The following is a 21,926-nucleotide window of genomic DNA, read 5'->3' on the forward strand; positions in this document are numbered from 1 at the left end:
TGAAATTGCCTCCTCAGGCCGCAGCAGCAGGGTAGAAACCTTCACCCTTTGCCGCCTTGGCGCGCAGCCAGGCCGAAGGGGCGAAGCGCTCACCATAGAGCTGGGCCAGCCGATCACACTCGGCCACAAAAGCGGCAATGCCGACCGTGTCGATATAGCTGAGTGTCCCGCCGGTCCACGCCGGGAAGCCCCAGCCATAGATCGCCCCGAGATCGCCGTCCTCAGCCGTTTCGATCACGCCTTCTTCAAAGCAGCGGGCGGTTTCGATGGCCTGCGCGTAAAGCAGGCGCGCCTTGAGCTCGGCCTGATCGGGCTGCTGCGCGGCGACCGGGAATTCCTCGGCCAGTCCCTTCCACAGGTGCTTGGGCGCGCCTTCGGGATAGGCGTAGAAACCGCCGCCCGCCTTGCGGCTGCCCCGGCCCAGCGCGATCATGCGCTTGAGAACGGCCATGCCCTTTTCAATGGTATAGGTGTTACCCGCTTCGCCAGCCGCATCTTCAAGGATCTTGACCGGCAATTCCATCGTCACTTCATCGAGCAGCGCCAGCGGGCCGACCGGGAAACCGGCGGCTTTGGCCGCGTTCTCGATCCGGGCGGGTTCAATTCCCTCTTCCAGCATCGCAACGCCTTCGAAGATCATCATGCGAAACACCCGGCTGGTGTAGAAGCCGCGGCTGTCATTGACGACGATCGGCGTCTTGCGCACCTGCGCGACGAAATCGAGCGCCTTGGCCAGCGTTTCGGGCGCGGTCTGCTTGCCCATGATCACTTCGACCAGCCCCATGCGGTCAACCGGCGAGAAGAAGTGCGTGCCGATGAACTGCCCCGGACGCGCCGAAGCCTGCGCCAGCTGGCCAATCGGCAGGGTTGACGTGTTGCTGGCAAAGATCGCGTCAGCGGGGATGACCGCTTCGGCCATGCGGGTGGTTTCAGCCTTGATGCCTATATCCTCGAACACCGCCTCGATCACCATCTGGCAACCTGCCAGCACCGCGAAATCGTCGGTCGGGGTGATGCGGGCCAGGATGGCATCAGCCTTATCCTGCGTCATCGTGCCCTTGGCCACAAGCTTGCCGAACACCTTGGCGCTGTAGCCCTTGCCCTTTTCGGCCGTGGCAACATCGCGGTCGATCAGCACCACGTCGATCCCGGCCTGCGCCGAAACCAGCGCGATCCCCGCGCCCATCATGCCCGCGCCCAGCACGCCAACCTTGGTGAAGGTGGTCTTGGGCACACCGGCAGGGCGGCGAGCGCCCTTTTCCGCGGCCTGCTTGGAGATGAAGGTGGTGCGGATGATGTTGCGCGCGACCGGATCGGTCAGCAGCTTGGCGAAATACTTGCTTTCAACCGACAGCGCCTTGTCCATCGGCAACTGGATACCCTCAAACACCGCCGACAGGATCGCCGGGGCAGCCGGCATGTTGTAACCCGCCTTATCGACGACCTGCGCCACGCCGTTAGAAAATCCCATCGCCACTTCCGGTATGATCATCATACGCTGTTCGGGTGCAGCATAACCCTTTACATCCCACTTGCGCACCGGACTTGGTCCGGTCGCCAACCACGCCTTGGCAGCGGCAATGACATCCCCGGCAGGGGCCAGCGCATCGACGACCTTTGCCTTGAGCGCATCGGCAGGAGCAAGTGAACGCCCGGTCAGCAGCAGGTCCAGAGCAGCCTGAACGCCGATCATCCGCGCAAGGCGCTGGGTGCCGCCCGAGCCCGGCAACAGGCCGACATTGACTTCGGGCAGGCCAATCACTGCCTTGGGATCGTCAGCCAGAACGCGGTAATGGCAAGCCAGCGCCAGTTCAAAACCGCCGCCCAGCGCCAGGCCGTTCATGGCGCAGGCCACGGGCTTGCCCATCGTTTCCAGCGCGCGGTGCATCGCTGTGGCTTTCTGGCTGAATTCATAGGCCTGCTTGACCGTCAGATTGCCATAAGCGTTGACCAACGCCTTCAGATCGGCACCCGCCATGAAGGCTTTCTTGCCGGACGTGATGATCACGCCAGTCACCGCATCATTGGCGCGCAACTGGGCGATGGCCTCGTTCATTTCGCTCAGCCAGTCGTCGGAGACGACGTTCATGCTTTCGTCGGCATTGTTCAGGGTAAGGATGGCGACGCCGTCAGCGCCGGTTTCAAGTGCAATATGTCGCATCGTATCAGACCCGTTCAATGATGGCAGCAGTGCCCATGCCGTTGCCGACGCACAGCAAGGTCATGGCAGTATTGAGGTCGCGGCGTTCCAGCTCGTCGAGTACGGTGCCCAGGATCATTGCGCCGGTTGCCCCCAGCGGATGGCCCATGGCAATCGCACCGCCGTTGACGTTGATCTTTTCATGATCGATTTCCATGTATTTCATGAAGCGGAGCACAACGCTGGCGAAAGCCTCGTTCAGTTCCCAAAGGTCGATCTGGTCGGCCGTCATCCCTGCGTTTTTCAGGGCCTTGTGCGCGACGGCCACCGGAGCGGTGAGCATGATCGTCTGTTCAGACCCGATCGACGCCCACGAGCGCATCCGGGCGCGCGGCTTCAGCCCGGTTGCCTTGCCGAACTCGGCATTGCCCAGCAGCACGACGCCCGAACCATCGACGATGCCGCTGGAATTGCCGCCGGTGTGGACATGGTTGATTTCCTCGACTTGCGGATAGCGTTCGCGCACCACGCGACCAAAACCCATCGCGGCCATTCCCGCAAAGGCCGGCTTGAGCGCACCGAGCGATTCCACCGTAGTGGAAGGGCGGCGGAACTCATCATTGTCGAGCACGACCTCGCCCATGACGTCACGCACAGGTACGATTGAGCGCGAAAACCGGCCTTCGTCCCAAGCGACCGCAGCGCGGCGCTGGCTTTCGGCAGCATAGCTATCGACGTCGGTACGACTGTAGCCTTCGAGCGTGGCGATCAGATCGGCGCCGATGCCCTGCGGCGTGTAATAATTGTGCAGCGCCACGCTGGGATCGGCAGCCCAGGCGCCGCTGTCATAACCCATGATCGTGCGGCTCATCGAGTCGACGCCGCCGCCGATACCAGCCATGGCCATGCCCGAGGCTACCTGGCCGGCAACGTTGTTCACGGCTTCAAGCCCCGATCCGCAGAACCGGTGGACCTGCTGACCGCCCACTGTATCGGCATATCCGGCATTCAGCACCGCACCGCGAGCGAGAACCCCGCCCTGTTCGCCTACTGGCTGGGCACAGCCAATCACCACATCGTCTAACAGGGCCGTGTCAAGGTCATTGCGATCCCGCACCGCTTCCAGCAACTGGGTGACCAGCTGGATTGCGGGGATTTCGTGCAACGAACCATCGGGCCGGCCGCGTCCCCGCGGGGTGCGGACATGGTCGTAGATGAAAACATCGCGCATTTTCGGGCTTCTCCTGAATTCCGGCGAGCCAGAGAAAGTCTGGCATTTACGCCTTCCCTTTCTGGCCAAGCCTGCTTTTCACACCTACCCTGCGATAGGACCTCGCAGAATGGCCATGGCTTTACTGGGCGCGACACTCAGGAGCTTCCCGTGAACCGTCAGGTAATCCTGGTTTCGAGGCCGACAGGCATCGCACAAGCACAAAATTTCCAGATAGTGGACAGTCCGCTCAGCCCGCTTGCCTCGGGCGAAATCCGCATTGCCAACCGGTTCCTCTCGGTGGAGCCGGCCATGCGCGGGTGGATTGCCGATGCAAACAATTATGCCGAGCCGGTTGCAATTGGCGCGGTCATGAAATCACTCGCCGTGGGTGAAATCGTCGAAAGCACTGATGCCAGCTGGCCCATCGGACAGATGGTCACCGGGTGGTTCGGCTGGCAGACCTTCGCCACGGTGACGGCGAAGGCCATTATCCGCAAGATCGATCAGACAGACTTGCCCGCATCGCTGGCGCTGGGAGTGCTCGGAATCAATGGCGTCACTGCCTTGCTGGGCCTGACACTGGCAGGCGAACCAAAGCGGGGCGATACCGTCGTGGTCTCCACCGCAGCCGGATCAGTCGGCTCAGCCGTCGGCCAGTTCGCCCGCATACTGGGGTGCAGAACGGTCGGAATTGCTGGCGGTCCAGTCAAAGCGGCGCAATGCAGGGATCTGTTCGGTTATGACCATGCACTGGACTATAAGGCTGATGGCCTGGGCGAGGCGCTGGATGCTGCCTGTCCTGATGGCGTGAATGTCTACTTCGACAACACTGCCGGCATGATCAGCGACACGGTCTATCCCCGTCTGGCCCAAGGCGCGCGCGTTGTGGTTTGTGGTACCGCCGCCATCGCGCAATGGGACCCTTGGCCCAGTGGGCCGCGTGTGGAACGCCATCTCCTGGTCAAATCCGCCAGAATGCAGGGGTTCGTTGTGCTGAACCATTTCGACCTGTGGGACGGCGCCATAGCGACCCTTACGGCCTGGGTCCGCGAGGGGAAATTGCACTATGCTGAAGACATGACCGACGGGCTGGAATCCTGCCTTGACGCTTTGGCCGGGCTCTACCGCGGGGAAAATCTGGGCAAGCGAATCGTCAGGCTCTGATAGGCGAGCGCGAATTCATCCTTGCTGCCAGGCTGCAAGAACATCAGGCGCTGTCATGCTTGAACTGTCATTGATCTGGCCGGGAGTTCCAGAGAACCTTGGCGCTGGCACGGACTGCATGACACCGGCGTGGGTGACAAAGACCTGTCGTGACACATTTGCCGGATGCTCCATGGCTTCGCCCATGGACAGGACCGGCGACACACAGGCGTCGGTCCCGGCAAAGAGGGCTTCCCATTCGTCCCGAGGTCGCGACAGGAAGATTTCGGTGAACTGAGCAATCATTGCCGGCCACTGCGTCTGATCGTTCTGGTCATAGCGATCGGCGGGAATTTCGAGACCAGCCAGCAGCTGCGCAAAGAACTGCGGCTCTAGCGCGCCGACAGCAACATGGCCTCCGCCCTTGCAGGTATAGCATCGATAGAATGGCGCTGACCCATCCAGCAGATTGGCGGATGGCCGGTCCTGCCAAAGGCCGGTGGCGATGAAAGCATGGAACAAGCTCAGCAGGTTCGCCACGCCATCGACCATCGCCACATCGACCACTTGGCCCTTGCCAGAAGCCTTTGCCGAAAGAATAGCCGAAACCATCCCCAGAGCCAGAAACATGGTGCCGCCAGCATAATCCCCAACCAGATTGAGCGGAATCGTGGGCGGCTGTCCGGCCTGCGCGATGGCGTGCAATGCGCCGGTCATCGCGATGTAATTGATATCATGTCCCGCAGTCAGCCGCAGCGGTCCTTGCTGCCCCCAGCCTGTCGCCCTGCCATAGACCAGACGGGGATTGCGGGCGAGGCACTCATCAGGACCAAGGCCCAGTCGCTCCATCACTCCGGGCCGTGCCCCTTCGATGATTCCGTCAGCCCGCTCGACAAGGTCAAGCAGAAGCGCCCGATCTTCCTCTGATTTCAGGTTGAGCGAAACATTCGTGCGGCCACGCAGCAAGACGGCATCGCCCACATCGCTCCAGGCCTGCTGCCCTCCGGGCCGGCAAATTCTGACGATTTCAGCACCAAGACCGGAAAGGATCATTCCGCACAGCGGCACCGGGCCAATCGCATCCATTTCGATGAGGCGAATTCCCGATAATGGGCCTGTCGGCATGGATGGTCTCCAGATCAATTCGTAAGCGTTTTGCATGACCAGAACGGCGTGCAAGCAATACCGTTCAACCCGCGACTCCTATGCCGAAAAAGATTGGCCGCCCCAAATCCGGAGCGGCCTTTCCTTTGTCTTCAAGTCTGATGGTTAGGCTATCAGAACTTGTAACCAAGCGTTGCGCCGAATGTGCGCGGGGCACCCTGGAACTGCACCGTGGCACCAAGCCCGGTGTAATTATTGAACACGTTGGTGAACCATGCCTTGTTGGCCAGATTACGGCCCCAGATCGCAAGCTCAATCTTCGGATTTTCGAGATTGAACGTAATGCGGCCATTAAGCAGGCCATAGCCCTTGATGATCGAGGCCCGGTTGGCAATTGCCACTGCGTCAATGTTAGCCTGAGTGCCGCCCTGCGCGATGGATTTCGTCGTGAACGCGTCCATGGCCTTTTCAGTCGTATAGGCATAGTCGATGTGGAACGACATCTCACCGAAGGATGTCGGCACCTTCTGGGTGGCGCCAAAATTCAGCGTCCACTTCGGTGCCTGAGTCACAGGCTCACCCGAACGATCAACCAGGATCGGCGCCGCAGCAGTACCCTGATTTTCGAAGCGGCTGCCTGCGACATATTTGGCGTCGAGGTAGGCTGCGCTGCCCGTCAGTTCCATTCCCGTCCAGGGAATGGCCGTCACTTCGATTTCACCGCCACTGGCGCGCACCTTGCCCGCATTGGTGACAAACTGCGTGAGGCTCGTTCCGACCAGCGCGTTGACGATGCGCTGGACGTTGCCCTGCCACGATGTGAACACCGAAAGGTTGGTACGCAAGCGGCGATCAAGGAAATCGCCCTTCAGGCCGACTTCGATATCGCGCACGGTTTCAGGCTGGAACTGCTGAGTGAACGGCGCGGGGACGGTACGCGAGTTGAAACCGCCCGACATCGATGCACCGCTGGTCTTTGCATAGAGGAACAGCTGATCGTTGACACGGTAGTCAATGCCGAAGGTCCATGCCGGATACTTGAAGCTGGCGCTTCCCGGAGCCGTGCAAGGCGCAGCGGCAGCCGTCAGGCCCGTGTTTGCGCCAACCGTGCACTTCTCGAGATCGTCAGGCAGCGACCAGTCATTGGTGCTGCGGCGATTAATGCTGCGCTTGTCCCAAGTGTAGCGGAAACCACCGGTAACCCGAATGGCATCGGTGAGATGATAGTTGAGCTGCGCAAAGGCACCGAACGATTTGGACTTGAAATCACTCAGCGTTCGCGCCCGAGCCAAACCGCCAAAGACCCACGACCGCGACTGTTCGTCGCCCGTCTCGACAAAGTAATAGAGACCGGTCTGCCAATCAAGGTTGCCAGTCTTGCCGGAAAGCTGGATTTCTTGGCTGAACTGTTCCTGATTGTACGTGCTGACGAAGGCCGAACGCGCATCCACTAGACCCGGAACATAAGGACCAAACGCCGCGGGTATGACGACTGCAAAGTTTGGGCCGAAAGCGCCCGTGCAAGCCGGGATCAGTGCCGGCACGCCAGCAAGGCACCCTTGTGCAAAAGCGATTGGCGGCGAGCCGGCAACGACGGTGGAAGGCACGCCCTGCAGATCAAGGCTGTCCTCGGTGAACGAGGTGCGATAGGCGGTGATCGACTTGAGATTGGCCCCGCCCAAGTCCCATTCAAACGTAGCCGCAGTCGATTTCACCCGGTTTGTATTATGCAGGCGGTCGATCAGCGGGTCGCCGGTGCGCGGCTGAGAAAACGTATCGGTCCATTTGGAATTGGCCGCAGTGAACGAAGGAAGCTGTGCGGCTGTAACGAATTCCGCAAACGCCGGATTGATATAGGCACCATTGGTGGCCTGTGTGAGAACCGCAGGATTAATGGCGGCAACTGCTGTCGCGTTGCCATTATCCTTGTAGTCGACATATTCGCCTGTGATCGTCAGCTTGATCGGCAGCGCGGCAGGTTCCCACTTCAGGGTTGCGCGGGCAACATATTCGCCGTTCACGCTGCCTTGCGGATAGCCGGCGACCGGATTGCGGAAATAGCCCGAATGCTCGCTGTAACGGCCGGCAAAGCGGACCGCGAGCTCTTCACCCATCGGAACGTTGAGGATGCCCTCGACCATGCGCTGGTCATAGTTGCCGGCCCCGACCTTGAGGCTGCCCTCAAGGATATTCGCGGGCTGATTGGAGGTCAGGTTCAGCGCGCCACCAGTCGTGTTGCGACCGAACAGTGTGCCCTGAGGGCCGCGCAGGACTTCGGCGCTTGCCGCGTCAAGGAAGCCGAGGTTGCCGACCATCGGGCGAGCGACATAGACGCCATCGACATAGATACCGACCGAGGAGTCAGACAGCGAGTTCGGGCTGTTCTGCGCCTGGCCGCGAATGGCGAGGTAGACGATCGATGCCGGGCCGGTGCCGCCGGTGCTGATGGTCAGGCTCGGCGCGGTGCGAGCCAAATCGGTCACCTCAAAGACCTGCTTGCTCTCAAGCACCTCGGCGCTGAGCGCAGTAACAGACACCGGGACTGACTGCAGATTTTCTGAAGACTTACGGGCCGTGACGACAATGTCGGCAATTCCGCTCTGATCATCTTCGGCTTGTGCAGCCTGTGGTGCTGATGTGGCCTGGGCAAACGCAGGCGCGCTCCCCAACAGTCCGATCGAAAGAACGGTGGTGGCAAGCAGTTTGCTGCGGCTAAGAAGAATGTCCATTCATTTCCCTCCCGAGTAATTCGTGCCATGCAAATTTGGTTTTGCCCTGGCGGATCCGGCACAGTTTGTTCCGGCGCTACTGCGCATGGCTTTACTGCTGGATCGGTAGCTGATCCTGACTATGCCCCTTCACACCTATCTATCGGCAGGGCCTTCTTTTTGACGTGAATATTTTTTCGGATGAATTTAGTTATTGATATTATTATATTTTTATCAATTTATTGTCACAGGATCAGGCCTACCCGCCTACCATCCTTGATTGCTTCGTCGGTCGCAAAGGTGCTCCACCGTGCCTCTCTTGCATCACCTATCAAATGCACGTCGATGCCTTTGCAGGAACTGGATGCCACAAGCGCATGATACAGCGATTCATTCGGCGGCTTTGAAGTCACTAAGATTGTGTTGTCGACATTCTCAAGCACGGTCGCGACACCTGTATAAGCATGGACCAGCGTCACATCTGCCGGATCAATTGCAGCAATCACCGTTTGCGGAATAAAAGTCACCTTGGGCAACAACCGCTTGCTGATTACCTTGTTGATGCCGATTTCGGTCACGGACATGGCAAGACCGCTGTCGGCTGTGACGAAAATCACTTCCTTGCCCTGGTCGGCCAGCATCTCGGCAATACCCGGCCCAACCTCGTAGGATGTGTTGTCATAGACGACCACGCGCTTGCCAGTGCGGGCATTACCCAGCAGCAGATCTTCCGGAGTCAAGACATGGGCAAGGTCTGTTCCGAGCACCGGTGCAAGCTGGCTCTTGCTCACGCCGTTGCGGGCATAGTTTGCACCGGTGGCGATTACGACAGCCTCTGCTTCCAGCTTTGCGATCAGTTCAGGCGTGGCTTCGGTGTCGAGCCGGATCTTCACCGCGTGCTTGCCCAACTGCAATTGCAGCCAGCGGATAATATCGCTGCGATCTTCAAGGCCGGGCAGTTTCGCCTGCAAAGTCACATGGCCGCCCAGAACACCAGACTTCTCCAGCAAGGTAACGCTATGGCCGCGCTGCGCAGCAACGAGCGCCGCTTGCATCCCGGCAGGGCCGCCGCCGGCGATCACTACCCGCTTAATTCGCCCAGCTGGCTCCAGCGGCGGCAGATGCTCGTTGCCAATTTCCGGATTGACTGTGCAGCCCACCGGATGACCGATGCACGAACGCAAAAAACAGCCTTCCAGATCACCGATGCAAGCGCGGATTTCACTGTTTTGGCCGTTGCGTGACTTGTTCGGCCATTCAGGGTCGGCAATAACTGAACGAGCAACAAAGATCATGTCGACCTTGCCTTCATCGATCAGCTTGTCGCCATGGACTGCATCAAGAATACGGCCGCCACTGACGACCGGGATATTGACCACTTTCTTCACCTCGGCGGCGGCATAAACATGGGTGCCCTGCTCGCCGAGATAGGACGATGGATAATGGAAGTGCGTCATCTGCGGCTTCTGTCCACGCGCGGTGATACGCAGCCAATCAACCTTGCCGCTATCCGACAGCAGTTTGCAGATCGCTAGCCCTTCGCTCAATCCCTCTCCGCCCAGTGTCGTGTCATCGGCATTGACGGCAAGGCCCAGCACGAAATCCGGTTTGCAGCGAGTACGGATGCCGTCGATGATTTCCATCACCATGCGCATCCGGTTGTCCAGATTGCCGCCGTATTCGTCGGTCCGGTGGTTGTAGAGCGACGAGGTAAAACTCTGCAGCCCTGCACCGCCACCGATGGGAAATTCGAAGCCATCCGCTCCGGCCTCTTCGGCATGGCGGGCCGCCACAATATGCGCTTCCACCAGGGCCTGTATCTCAGCCACAGTCATCGAGCGCGGCTGACTATCGCTAAGAACGGTATGCGGGGCCATGCCCGACGCCTGGCCGGTGGCAGGATCGGCCTGCATCCAAACGCCCTGGACAACAATCTTGCTGTCATGGCCGTGCACGGCATCAACGATGCGCCGAATCGCCGGGATATGATCGCGATTATAGGCTTCAATGAACCATCCCGGCGGCACTTGCGGCGCGGGAACCACCTGACAGCTGGCGATGACCATGAAGCCGCAGCCGCCCTTTGCGCGCGCCTCGAAATAGCCAACCTGCGCATCGGTGCCGATGCCGAGCCCCACCATGCCATGCGGCGACATAAAAACGCGGTTGCGAAGTTCCAGCGCGCCAATCTTGAACGGGCTGAACAGGTGCTTGAAGGTAGCCATCTGCGACCGCCCTTATGACTGAAACGTGATGACGAAGTGCGTATCTGCCGACGCTTGCCGGATTGGAATGACTTCCTGATAGCCCTCGCTGTCGTACCACTTGCGGGCCGCATCATTATCGGCAAATTTCATGATGATGATCGAGCTGCCGGGGAAGTTCCCTTCCAGGACTTCGGGCTGGTCCGTCAGACCTACTTCGACAGCGACCCCATCGATCAGCCGGAATCCGGCCATCGCATATTCCTGGTAACGCTCCAGATCGTGCTTGCTCACTACGCCAACGATATAGGATGCCATCTCCGTCCTCTCCTCCAATGCCTTTGCGGCTTGACGGATATCTTGGGTAAAGGCGGAGAAACAGGAAGTGCGGTCTTTTTAACGCGGTAAAGCGGGCAGCATGATCGCCTGTAGGGCAAAGCTGGTCACATGTTCACGCCACAGGTCAATGCCGTCTTCGCTGGCAAAATCGATGCCCGCACTTTGCGACATCGCCCAGTTCTGCGTGAAGCAGGCAGTCGCCAAGGCGAATATCGACCAGTAGAACAACCGCGAATCGACGCCTGGACGGAACACGCCTTCTGTCACGCCCCGCTCCAGCATTGGCGCCACCCGCTCTGTCACAAAGGTTCGTACCGACGGCATGTATTTGGATCGGCGCGATATGTGCTCGCCTTTGTGGAGATCCTGATCGACTGTCATGCCGACGATATAGGGGCGCTCGACATAGGCCTGAATAATCCGCTCGATAAGGCAGCGGACGGCATCCTGGGGAGGCAGCTGATCGTAATCGGGGCTATCCAGCATGGCGAGCGTCTCGTCAGAGACACGGTCCAGCACCACGCCGTAAAGCTCCTCCTTGGTCTTGAAATAATGATAGACCAACTGCTTGGTCACACCCGCTGCCTTGGCGATACTATCCAATTTCGCGCCATCAAAGCCGTGCTCGGCAAAGGCATCACGCGCTGTCATCAAAATGCGATCCAGCGTTACAGCTGAAGAATGGCGCTGCCTTGCCGTCATTACAGACCTGCGCCTGCAAATGTGTCCGCCATAGCCATGACGACAGTTTTGCAATGATGACCAGCTGACCGCAAGCGCAATAATTATTCGACGCGTCGCACTGGTGGCCCGTTCAACTTGCGCGTCCTCTGCCTGGATGCTCAACCAACCCGCCGATAGGTATCTGCAAGGCAAATCGCCGCGATATTGATCGGCGCAAACGTGCGCAGTCCATTCTACCCGCCAAGAAAGACGCATCTCCTATGACAACCCGACACCTTGTCGATCCCGAACTGCTTCCACTGGTCGACAGTTTTCCGCCGATGGATCTTTCTGACGAGGTGCTGCCGGCCATGCGTACCGGGATCATTGCCCTGCTGTCTTCGCAGCCACTGCCAGATCTGCCTGTGACCTGCCGTGAGGTGCATATCTCGTCAGGCGAGAGTGACCGCACAATCCGCTGCTTGGCGATAGAGCCCAATACAATGCCGGAAAATGCCCCTGCGATCCTGCATTTTCACGGTGGCGGGCATGTGATCGGCACGCCGGAAATGAGCCAGCCCCAGCTCATGGAATGGGCGGCTGAACTGGATTGCTTCATCCTCTCGGTCGATTACCGATTAGCCCCGGAAACCCCCTTCCCCGGCCCAATGGATGATGGCTATGCCGCTTTGCGCTGGTTGCACGAGACAGCGGCAGAGTTGGGCATTGACCGAAGCCGCATTGCCGTCAGCGGCGAAAGTGCGGGCGGGGCCATGGCGGCTTGCCTATGCCTGATGGCACGCGATCGCGGCGAATTTGACATTGCGTTCCAGCATCTCGAAATGCCGCGGCTTGATGACAGATTGCCCGACCCGCCAAACCCATCGACAGGGGAATTCATCTGGCGCGCCGAAAACAGCCTCTATTGCCGGGAAGCCTATCTCGGTGAAAATTTTGCCTCACCCTATGGCTCTGCAGCACGAGCCACGGAACTGAAAGGATTGCCGCCGGCTTATATCATGGTCGGGGCGCTGGATCTTTTCGTCGATGAATGCCTTGCCTTTGCGGGCCGCCTGATCCGGGCAGGCGTTCCGACCGAGCTCAACGTCTATCCGGGCTGCTTCCATGGCTTTCGCATGGCAAAGGACGCCGCGGTCAGCCAGCGCGCCAACCTGGACAGCCTTGAAGCGTTGCGCAGGGTCTTCACTCGATGACGGCGCCGCTCGATACAGCGAGACTGCTGGCTTATACCATCCCTAAGGCCCGCGACGATTATGATCCGCGTGACGCCATTCTCTATGCGCTGGGCACCGGCGCCGGGCTAAGCGACGAAGTTGATGAAACCTCGTTCCTGTATGAACGGCAGATTCAGGTGTTGCCCACCATGGGAGTCGTACTTGGCTCGCCGGGGTTCTGGGGAATGGATCCAGCCACCGGAATCGATTGGGCCAATGTAATGCACGGCGAGGAGCGGCTGTGCTTGTTCCAACCATTGGATCCGTCGGGAACGCTCATCGGCGAAACGAAGGTAACCGATCTGGCCGACAAGGGCGTGGGCAAACCGGCGCTGATCCGTTCGGTAAAGGAGCTGCGCACGCCGGGCGGGACGCTGGTCGCCGAAGCCACGGAAACGTGGATTGTAATCGGCGCCGGCGGCTTTGGCGGCCCACGTGACTTACCGGGGAAATCGTTGCCCGGTGTGCCTGATCACGCGCCGGATTTTCAAATCGACTTGCCAACCTCGGTCAACCAGGCTGCTATCTACCGCCTTTCGGGAGATCGAAATCCGCTGCACATCGACCCGGAGATAGCGCGAAACGCTGGCTGGGAAAGGCCCATCCTGCACGGCCTTTCCACCATGGGACTGGTTGCCCGGGCGCTGATCCATGCCTGCTGCGAAGGCCAGGCCCATCGTCTGCGCGAGATTGCCTTGCGGTTCATCGCCCCGGTCTATCCAGGTGACACCATCCGCACCTTCATCTGGCAGGATGGAGAGACGCTTCACTTCCGCGCCGATGCGGCCGAGCGCAATGTCCGGGTGATCGAAAACGGCCTTGGCTTGATGGCAGATCAATCGTCCTTCTGATCTACCGGCGTCATGTTGCTCATGAAAGCATAAAAGTCTGGCCCCAGTTCCGGCAGTTCCATGCCCAGTCGCTCGGCAAGGTAGAGTGTCATGAAATTGGCGTTGAGTGACTTGTTCTCCGGGGGGATGTTGCCGACTCCAACCTGGCGGTCAAACGCGCCGACCACCACCAGCGCCATGCGCAAGGCGACGACTACATCATAGTAATCAAGGTGCTGCGCCTTGCGGCCGACCGCAGCTTCCCAGATCGCGATGCTTTCATCCCGTGTCGGCAGTCCTTCCAGCCGTGGCACGCCGAAGCGCCGGCTGAACAGGTCGTCGAAATAGAGCCACCATGCGAGATCAAGTTCTGACGGGCCCATCGCCGCCAGTTCCCAATCGATCAGCCCGCTGACACTGCCATCGGGGCGAAACATCACATTGGATGGCGTGCTGTCGCCCCATAGCACGTTGACAGGAATGTTCTTTGGTTCGTGCGTGCGGATATAGGCAATCGCGGCATCGACGGTCGGCATCGCCCGGTCCTTGCGGCAACCGTGATACCAGGCCTCGATATGACCAAGATATTGAGCCAGCCCTGGCTCGCCCCATTCCGGTCGGGCAAGGAAGGAAAATCCATCGGCCTGCCAGTCAATCTTGCTCAACTGGGCAAAGGCCTCGATCGCGTTCCGCCACGTCGCGCCGCGCTGAGCGGGTGTCATGTCGGCGATCCAGCCAGTGGAGTTATAGTTGGGGTTCTGAGTAGCCGATTGACCATCCACCCGGCCCATGATGAGGAACGGGTTGCCCAGCACCGCCGGATCAAGCTCCATGCCAATCCAGTCCGGCACGGGGGCCAGCTTCAGCCGGTCCAGAGCCGCCATCATCCGGCCTTGCAATTCCAGACTGGAACCCAGCACGACTTCCAGATCGGTGGGCTGACGGCGCACCACCAGCGTGCGTGTCTGCGCGCCGCTGGCATCGTCATAATCGACATCGACAAAGAAGATTTCCGCAGAAAAGCCTGACCCCAGCGTCACCGCCAGTGGCCGCAACCGAACGTTGCTCCAGCCATCGACATTTGCTTCCAGCCAATCGCGCAGCCGGTCCTGCACCTCACCCGCGGTCAGTGCCATGATCAGAGCCCCTTTGCCGCCAGCGCGCGCTTCAGTTCAGTGGTCAGCGGCCCCATATCCTTCGGCCCCGCCCCGTGGAGCAGGATTTCATCCGCGCCGGCATCGAGATAGTCCATGAGTTGGTCGGCGCAGCGCGCAGCCGTGCCGACAGCAGCGCCTTCATCAATCCACTGCTGAGGCAGCAACTGCCCCACATCGACAAGTTCCTGCCGCGTATAGGCCTGGTCAGCAGGCTTGCCATTAAGGCTCGCGATCTTCGGATGCGCGCGGACAAGGTCCAGCACGCCCTTATCCCATTCATTGATCTCGACGATCAGATCACCAAAGCCGGGCAGCTCGAAATAGGTAATGGCCCGTCCGCGAACCACAGCGTCTTCCTCGTCCTTGGGCAGATCAGGCGCGACAATGATGTTGTGATAGATCCGTACCGACATCGGATCGCGACCAGACTTTTCGGCCGCATCGCGAACGATCTTTGTGCTGTTTTTCACACCGGTGGGCGAGACAAAGGGGTGCAGCAAGACGCCATCACAATACTGTCCGGCAAATTCGAGGCTCTTTGGGCCGATGGCAGTAAAGATGATCGGCGGCTTGGGGCCATCGTGAAAGTCCGTCAACTTGAGCGACGGGAACGTGCCGAGCAGTCCTTCATACCTGACTTCCTCGCCCGTCCAGAGACGGCGGAAGATGCTAATATAATCGGCCAGCCGCTCCATCGTGATGGCAGGGGCGCCCATCATCTTCATGTAGGCGGGGACAGCGCGGGCGAACATCACGCCAAAGCGGTTATCGCTCATCGCCTGCATCATGTTGGCAATGCTGGCCGTGACCAGCGGGTGGCGCATAGTGGCATAAAACGTGCCGTTGATGCGAATGCGTGACGTGGCCTCGCTGACTGCACCAGCCAGAACGGCCGGCTCCTTCAGGGCAAATCGTTCGGAAATCCAGACGGCGCCCAGCCCGATGCGCTCTGCCTCCAGCGCCTCATCAATGCCGCGGCGCGGATCATCAACGCGGCCGGGAAGGATATAGGTGCCGAACTTGTCAAACAGGGCCTGCGCGCCTGGTTCTTGCATCATCTGGGTTATCCTTCGGGAGTAATCGCGATTGTTATCTTAATCCTAGCGCCTCACGAACAATCAACCTGCCCGAAGGCAGGGTGTCGCAAGGGTGCATGTCAGGCAAGGCCAGTTGAAGGAGATCGCCATGGACGCCCTGCAAAGCTTGCTTGCCATCGAAAATATCCGTGCCTTGAAGGCGCGCTACTGCCGCCTGTTGGACACCAAGGGCTGGTCGGGATTTTCCGCCCTGTTCACCGAGGATGCGGTGATGGACGTGAGCCAGGACACTGGCAATCCGCCGATAACGGGCATTCCGGCGATCATCGCCCAGGTGCGGTTTGCTGTTGATGATGCAGCCACCAGCCATCAGGTTCATACGCCGGAAATCACGCTCGATGGCCCCGATGCCGCGACGGGCACCTGGGCAATGCAGGACCGTGTCGTTTGGCAGTCGGGCAAGTCCCCCATTCCCGGCATCGCATCGATCACCGGATATGGCCAGTATCATGAAAGCTACAGGCTTGAAGGCGGCGTCTGGAAGATCGCCGCCTTGCGCCTGTCACGCTTTCATGTGGACATGCACCCTGCCTGATCACGTCAATCCCACTGCAATTCAAGGTGCGGCACAAAGGTAATGTTGCCGACAAAATAGCCCACTTCGAAGCCGTCCTTGACGCGGAACTGAGGGATGGCTTTGAGGAATTCCTCCAAGGCAGTCTGCAGTTCCAGACGTGCCAGATGCATTCCGAGGCACTTGTGAATGCCGCCACCCAGTGCAACGTGCGCGGCCTTGCGATCAAAGCGCACTTCCGATGGGCTCTCGTGCAGCTTGGGATCCTGATTGACCACCGGGGTCGCCACCGAAACGTACTCGCCCGGCATGATCTTCTGCCCGTGCAGTTCAATCTCTCGTGCGGCGATCCGGAAGGCAGTTACCGGACCATAGAGACGCAGGAACTCCTCCACAGCCAGAACGATACGATCCGGGTTTTCGCGAAGTTCACGCTGCTGCTCTGGATAGCGCGCAAGGTGAGTAAAGATATTGCCCAGCAAGGAAGTGACTGTGTCCAACCCGCCGAGAAACAGGTTGAAGCAGTGCCCCAACACTTCCTCATCATTCCATTTGCGACCGTCTTCCGCTTCAAAATCAAAGATCTTGCTCATATAGTCATCGCGCGGCGAGGTTCGGCGTTCGGCAATCTCCGCCTTCAGGTAATTGACTGCATTTTTCACGGCATTGCTGCGCACTTCCCAGTCATTGGAATGGAGCATGTCCTTTTCCCAAACGAGAAATTCGGCCATGCGGTCCTGAGGCAAACCAAGCAGATCGAGCACGATATAGATCGGGTAGCGTTCCGAAAATTCGTTTACGAAATCGCAGTCCTTGCGGTCCTTGAACTTGTCGATCAGATCGCCAGCCCGGCGGCGCAGGTCATCCTTCATTGCCGACATTTTCTGGGGCGAGAAGTTGGGATTCAAGGCCTTGCGATAGAACGCGTGCATCGGCGGATCGACTTCGGTGGGAACCACCAGCCAGTTTTCGCCAATGGACTGTGACCACTGGCCCATGCCGTTCTTGGTGTAATTTTCAGCATCGCGCAGCATGGCCATGGTGTCGTCATAGCCAGTCAGCAGCCAGCCCGGCTTATCGCCCGGAAAGATGTTGGTGACATAGGTGATCGGCCCCAAGGTGCGGTGCATTTCAGGAATTAGGGTTTCCTGGGGACAATCCCTCACCACTTCACGGGCAAAATAGGGCAGACGCACGGCCTTGTCGGCGGGCACATGGGACGGGAGGGTTTCGGTGCTCATGATTTGCTCCAGTTACCAGATGATGCGCATCTGGGCGGCAAGACGGCGATTGCGCAAGGCAATGGCACGATCAGCCAGGGTTACACGCTTTGTATCGGCAGGCAGATGCTTATGGACATCCGCCAGCTTGACCTTCTTGATCGACGGCATCGGCTTTTCGCTTGCTTCGAACCACCGTCCCTGAATTGCCCCCGAAGGGTAGCCTGACGTGTCGAGCCAGTTGTGGACGCCAGGATCGCGGGCAGAGACAACCGTGCGAAACACCGCGTCGCTATCCACGACGCCCTGCCTGTCGTTAAGGCTCGCCTGATTGTTGTACCAGTCCGTGGTCTCATAGAGCTCGTTGGTCAGGATGATCGACCAGTAGCGGTACTTGGCCGGAACCTTGACCTCGGTAATCAGCGCCTCATCATCGGCCAGTTCATAGGCACCTTCATAATAGAACTGACCGGCAAGGCCCGACATCTGCGAAACGTCGAAAATCTTGAGCGCATTGAGGTGCCCTTGCGCACGCAGTTCCTCGACATGGGTCGGAAAAGCCAGGGCGCAGACACCGACAATGCCGGGGATCTCGGCAAAGGCCCTTTGCAAGGTCTCGGCCGTTGGGCGGCCCTTGGCCTCGCTCACATCGAGCCGGGCGATGCCGAAACGTGGCTCGCGCTCCACCCCCCAGTCGCAGCCGACCACCCGCACCATGAACTTCTCGCAAAGTGGATCAAGCTGCCGCCAGTCACCAGCATAACCAGCCGGCCGTTCGGGTGACATCACCAGTTCGAAATGGCCATTGGCATCCAGCGTCAAGCTATCGAAATCGACCTGTCCCAGCAGCGGATGATGCTGCCCGGTGCGCAGCGTATCAGGCCCCATCTGCGCAAGGATCACCATGCGCACGGTGCCGCGATCGCCCTTGATCACATATGAGCCGCCCTTTTCGATGAGGCAGGCCTTGTAGATGGTATCAGCGTTGGGCTGGAAGATGTTCTGGCTGATATTGAGTTCGGGCACGAACAGGGGATGCCGCCGATCCCCAACCAGCGCATCGGTGGCCGCCCGCGTTACACCCGAAAGCAGCAAGCGCATCGATTCCGCCATGATCTGCGGATCATTGCGCAACCGTTCGGGCACGCGGCGACGCATGGCATCACCCAGCGGACGCAGGCCATCGATCAGCTTTTCCCATTCAAGGTCATCGCCAGCCATATTCGGCATCCTCTTTCCTTTCGGGCCGTTCTTGCTGATCTCAGCCCCGCGCAACCTGCCGGGCGACAGGTGGACAGCAAGCACTCCGGCCCAAGCTGCAAGCCTCAAAAGGGAGCGGCGCGCAATGAAGTCCACAGACATGATGCTCGACGTTACCTTGGCTACTGGTCTCGCTCAGCAAACCTGTATTGCGGCGACGCTGCACCTGCCGGGCGACATGGGCGAACCACCGACCCAGTTGATCTTCGCCGTCCATGGTGGCGGCTATACCCGGGGATATTGGCATCCACCGTTCGCCGATGACAGCTACAGCTTCGCGCGCTGGTTTACAGGTCAGGGCAAAGCCGTGCTGACGATAGATATGCTGGGCATGGGCGAGAGTTCGCGTCCTGAGCCGGAATCAAGCCTCAGCGGCGCCATAATCGCCCGCGCCCATGCCGATGCGCTGCGTCAGGTTGTTGCGCAGTGGGCAGGCCCGATCAGCGTTACCGGCGTGGGCCACTCGATGGGCGGCATGATGATTATCGCTCAGGCCGCCGCTCACCCGGCAATGGACCGCGTCGCCGTCCTAGGCTGGGCCAACGAACCGATGATTCTGGGCGATACCGATGTCGCGGCCTTGCAGGCCGGTCTCATCCCCAGCGGCTACCTCGCCACGGCGCGGGAGCCTATGCGGGGTCTGTTCTATGCCAGTGACGTGCCGATGGCGCTGATCGAGGCGGATGAGGCCCATGGCTCAACTACCCCCGTCACCTTGGGCCGCGAGGCACTTACGCCGGGGATCGCTCATGCGGCAGCCGCAAAAATTGCAGTGCCCGTCTTGGTGGTCCAAAGCGAAGTTGACACCAGCCCGGCCCCCGACAAGGAGCCAGCCTATTTCAGCAGTTCACCGTCGGTTGAATTGCACCTTCTTGAAGCGGCCGCGCATTGCCAGAATTTCGCCGGCACGCGCTCCGCCCACTGGGCGCGGCTTGACGAATGGATTGACCGAACGTCATGACGTTTGTGGGTCTTCGATGGCAGCAATCTCGCCCGCGATCGACTTTGCAGCCATCCAATAGCAAGCGATAGCCAGCAGCAGGAAAAGACCCAGCAAAAGCAGCGCCTGTTGCAAACCGGTGCCCGAAGCTGACTGGCACAGTGCTGATGGGGTCTGCTCCCTCATCGCAAGGCAAGTCTTGGCATAGCCTTCGCCAAACGCTCGCCTTGCCAACCAGTCACTCATCCATCCGAGGAAGGCCGACCCCAGCCCCAATCCAAAGACTGTCTGGCCAAATGCGTGGATCGCAGCCGCTGTCGCCCTCATGCGTGGTTCAACCAATCGCTGCGTCACAGTCATGATCGTCGGCAAAAAGGCGTAGAGACTGAACGTTGCAGCAAACAAAAGGCCCGCCATGATCCGCCAATCGTCCTGATAGATCGCCGCCAGATAAAGCGGCAGGGCAAGCGCCGAACTCGCGATCGGCAGCAAGCCGTAGCGACGGTGATGATGGCTCGCGAAACGATCAGCCAGGATTCCCCCGACAACCCCGCCGAGTGCAGTCGCCATGCTGAAGGTCAACGCAAAGGTGAGCGCCGCCGACTTGAGATCAAAGCCAAAGCGCCGGATCAGCAATGGGATCAGGAACAGGTTGAGGCCGAAACCGACCAGTGCAACCATGCCGCTCCCGACCGTGAAACCAACGAACGATGGTGAACGTCTAACACGTCGCAGCACCTCGCTCAGTGGCGGTGCGGCATCGCCGGCATTGCGGCGCACCGGTTCGCGAATGGTCAGCCACAGCAGCACCGCCAGCAGCAGTCCCGGCCCGCCCATGATGATGAAGGCCATCCGCCAGCCATGCGTCTGGGCAATCCAGCCCCCCAACAGTGCTCCCACCGCGCCGCCCACTGACACCCCGACGGCGATCAGCGAAAACACCGTCGCGCGCTTGTCGGCATCGAAACGGTCAGCGATCATCGAGACGACCGGCGGCGTGAATCCGGCCTCGCCGATACCCACGCCCATGCGGGCCAAAAGCAGGTGTGCATAACTGGTCGCAGCGCCAGACAGCATGGTCATAGCTGACCAGAGCGCAGTTGCCACCGCGACAATGCCAACCCGGCTCACCCGCTCCGCCAACCGGGCGATCGGGATGCCGATGCCGCCATAGAACAGCGCGAAAGCCACGCCGCCCATGATACCCAGTTGCAGGTCGCTGAGGCCGAATTCGCGCCGGATCGGTTCGCCGACGACCGAGATGATCATCCGGTCGATGAAATTGGCCATGTAGATTGCGCCGAGCAGCAGGATGAACCACCAGTCGCGCCCAGAAAATCGCTTCATGCCTATGCCCCCTGAAGCGGTTTTGCGGACCGCCCTTGTGACATTTGCGCTATCACATGCACGGCAACCATGCACATCGCCATCGTTGCTGCGCCACCCGCCCAGACCAGCGGAGCAGGCCAGCCGGAATTGAGCGCGAGCGAGACCGGCGCTGTCGTCGAGCCGAGGGTGGAGGCATAAGTAAAGCTGGGAAGCAGCAACAACCACAGCCGCCTCGCGCCTTGCAGATAGGGAACGAAAATCGCCATCGCAGCACCCAGCACGAAGCCGCCCGTGGCGTCGCAAAAAGAAAACCACAATGGCGAACCGAACAGATGGAACGGCTGGTTGCCGTAAAAGGCGCTGAGATCCAGCCATTCGCAGATCGAAACCGCCAGCCAGTCGACAAACACCGTCGCACCAAACAGCTGCCAGATCCGCGCCGCTGATGCCCCGTCATCGATCACCCGCCACACCAGATAGGCCGAGCCGCCGAAAAACCAGGCATAGCCCAACGGTACATACCAAGGGATCGTGCGGCCATAGGCTCGAAAGAACGCCAGACTGTTCTCATCAGGATACCAATAGAGCAGGGTATTGTCGTAGATCGGCTCGATCATCACAGCCGACAGCGCAGTCCCGGCGAAGACCAGCGGCAGAATCCAGCCACGACGCTTGCGCTCCCCGCCAAACGCCCACCAAGCCAGGATTGCCGCCATGATGATGCAGGTCCCGATAAGGAAGATGGTACCCGCCGGTTCCGTCGCGGGCATCACCGGCATCGTTGGTATCGTCTCGGACATATCTGGCCTCCCCCCGTTATAGCTGCCACT

18 protein-coding genes are annotated in these 21,926 nt (G+C 59.8%); 5 read left to right on the forward strand and 13 right to left on the reverse strand.

Features of this window, described 5'->3' with window-relative positions:
• Nucleotides 1-13: 13 nt before the first annotated feature.
• Both WG900_RS13990 and WG900_RS13995 read right to left on the reverse strand, forming a co-directional pair.
• Nucleotides 14-2,161, reverse strand: a complete 2,148-nt coding sequence (locus WG900_RS13990) for a 3-hydroxyacyl-CoA dehydrogenase NAD-binding domain-containing protein (RefSeq protein ID WP_339967892.1) — start codon at nt 2,159-2,161, stop codon at nt 14-16.
• Nucleotides 2,162-2,165: 4 nt separating this feature from the next.
• Nucleotides 2,166-3,371, reverse strand: a complete 1,206-nt coding sequence (locus WG900_RS13995) for an acetyl-CoA C-acetyltransferase (RefSeq protein WP_339967893.1) — start codon at nt 3,369-3,371, stop codon at nt 2,166-2,168.
• Between WG900_RS13995 and WG900_RS14000 the strand changes: the two genes are divergently transcribed.
• Complete coding sequence (locus tag WG900_RS14000; RefSeq protein ID WP_339967894.1) at nt 3,345-4,517, forward strand: NADP-dependent oxidoreductase; 1,173 nt, start codon at nt 3,345-3,347, stop codon at nt 4,515-4,517. The genes WG900_RS13995 and WG900_RS14000 overlap by 27 nt on opposite strands.
• 15 nt (nt 4,518-4,532) lie before the next feature.
• On the opposite strand, the gene WG900_RS14005 is transcribed toward WG900_RS14000, so the two are convergent.
• The 5 genes from WG900_RS14005 to WG900_RS14025 all read right to left on the reverse strand — a co-directional run bounded on the left by WG900_RS14005 (nt 4,533) and on the right by WG900_RS14025 (nt 11,697).
• Nucleotides 4,533-5,621, reverse strand: coding sequence for a CaiB/BaiF CoA transferase family protein (locus tag WG900_RS14005; protein ID WP_339967895.1), 1,089 nt, complete (start codon nt 5,619-5,621; stop codon nt 4,533-4,535).
• A 152-nt stretch (nt 5,622-5,773) separates the two neighbouring features.
• A complete protein-coding gene (locus WG900_RS14010; protein ID WP_339967896.1) occupies nt 5,774-8,329 on the reverse strand; it encodes a TonB-dependent receptor in 2,556 nt (851 codons plus the stop codon).
• A gap of 224 nt (nt 8,330-8,553) precedes the next feature.
• Nucleotides 8,554-10,533 carry an oxidoreductase gene (locus tag WG900_RS14015; protein ID WP_339967897.1) on the reverse strand — a complete coding sequence of 660 codons (1,980 nt, stop codon included), beginning with the start codon at nt 10,531-10,533 and terminating at the stop codon, nt 8,554-8,556.
• A 12-nt stretch (nt 10,534-10,545) separates the two neighbouring features.
• Nucleotides 10,546-10,830 carry a DUF1330 domain-containing protein gene (locus WG900_RS14020; protein WP_339967898.1) on the reverse strand — a complete coding sequence of 95 codons (285 nt, stop codon included), beginning with the start codon at nt 10,828-10,830 and terminating at the stop codon, nt 10,546-10,548.
• Nucleotides 10,831-10,908: 78 nt separating this feature from the next.
• Nucleotides 10,909-11,697, reverse strand: coding sequence for a TetR/AcrR family transcriptional regulator (locus tag WG900_RS14025; RefSeq protein WP_339967899.1), 789 nt, complete (start codon nt 11,695-11,697; stop codon nt 10,909-10,911).
• Between the two features lie 98 nt (nt 11,698-11,795).
• On the opposite strand from WG900_RS14025, the gene WG900_RS14030 reads away from it, so the two are divergent.
• Together WG900_RS14030 and WG900_RS14035 are read left to right on the forward strand one after the other, a co-directional pair.
• Entirely contained in the window at nt 11,796-12,728 is a 933-nt protein-coding gene (locus WG900_RS14030; protein WP_339967901.1) for an alpha/beta hydrolase, read from the forward strand.
• Nucleotides 12,725-13,600: a MaoC/PaaZ C-terminal domain-containing protein gene (locus WG900_RS14035; protein ID WP_339967902.1), complete on the forward strand. Its 876-nt coding sequence runs from the start codon at nt 12,725-12,727 to the stop codon at nt 13,598-13,600. The genes WG900_RS14030 and WG900_RS14035 overlap by 4 nt, the downstream gene beginning before the upstream one ends.
• Here the strand turns inward: WG900_RS14035 and WG900_RS14040 are convergent.
• Together WG900_RS14040 and WG900_RS14045 are read right to left on the reverse strand one after the other, a co-directional pair.
• Nucleotides 13,585-14,715 (reverse strand): phosphotransferase family protein, encoded by a 1,131-nt coding sequence (locus WG900_RS14040; protein WP_339967903.1) that lies wholly within the window; start codon nt 14,713-14,715, stop codon nt 13,585-13,587. The two genes, WG900_RS14035 and WG900_RS14040, sit on opposite strands and share 16 nt — an antisense overlap.
• 2 nt (nt 14,716-14,717) lie before the next feature.
• Nucleotides 14,718-15,794, reverse strand: coding sequence for a TIGR03857 family LLM class F420-dependent oxidoreductase (locus WG900_RS14045; RefSeq protein WP_339967904.1), 1,077 nt, complete (start codon nt 15,792-15,794; stop codon nt 14,718-14,720).
• Nucleotides 15,795-15,921: 127 nt separating this feature from the next.
• On the opposite strand from WG900_RS14045, the gene WG900_RS14050 reads away from it, so the two are divergent.
• Nucleotides 15,922-16,368, forward strand: coding sequence for a nuclear transport factor 2 family protein (locus tag WG900_RS14050; RefSeq protein WP_339967905.1), 447 nt, complete (start codon nt 15,922-15,924; stop codon nt 16,366-16,368).
• A 5-nt stretch (nt 16,369-16,373) separates the two neighbouring features.
• On the opposite strand, the gene WG900_RS14055 is transcribed toward WG900_RS14050, so the two are convergent.
• On the reverse strand, nt 16,374-17,588 hold the full coding sequence (locus WG900_RS14055) for a cytochrome P450 (RefSeq protein ID WP_339967906.1): 1,215 nt from the start codon (nt 17,586-17,588) through the stop codon (nt 16,374-16,376).
• A 12-nt stretch (nt 17,589-17,600) separates the two neighbouring features.
• Complete coding sequence (locus tag WG900_RS14060; protein WP_339967907.1) at nt 17,601-18,797, reverse strand: DUF1214 domain-containing protein; 1,197 nt, start codon at nt 18,795-18,797, stop codon at nt 17,601-17,603.
• A 115-nt stretch (nt 18,798-18,912) separates the two neighbouring features.
• On the opposite strand from WG900_RS14060, the gene WG900_RS14065 reads away from it, so the two are divergent.
• Complete coding sequence (locus WG900_RS14065) at nt 18,913-19,788, forward strand: alpha/beta hydrolase (protein ID WP_339967908.1); 876 nt, start codon at nt 18,913-18,915, stop codon at nt 19,786-19,788.
• Here WG900_RS14065 and WG900_RS14070 read toward each other — a convergent pair.
• Together WG900_RS14070 and WG900_RS14075 are read right to left on the reverse strand one after the other, a co-directional pair.
• The gene (locus WG900_RS14070; protein WP_339967910.1) at nt 19,783-21,114 is read right to left on the reverse strand and encodes an MFS transporter; all 1,332 of its coding nucleotides are present in this window, start codon (nt 21,112-21,114) and stop codon (nt 19,783-19,785) included. The genes WG900_RS14065 and WG900_RS14070 overlap by 6 nt on opposite strands.
• A 2-nt stretch (nt 21,115-21,116) precedes the next feature.
• Nucleotides 21,117-21,896 (reverse strand): hypothetical protein, encoded by a 780-nt coding sequence (locus WG900_RS14075; RefSeq protein WP_339967911.1) that lies wholly within the window; start codon nt 21,894-21,896, stop codon nt 21,117-21,119.
• Nucleotides 21,897-21,926: the final 30 nt, after the last annotated feature.

The sequence above is a fragment of the Novosphingobium aquae genome (genome assembly GCF_037572715.1).
Lineage (GTDB): Bacteria > Pseudomonadota > Alphaproteobacteria > Sphingomonadales > Sphingomonadaceae > Novosphingobium > Novosphingobium aquae.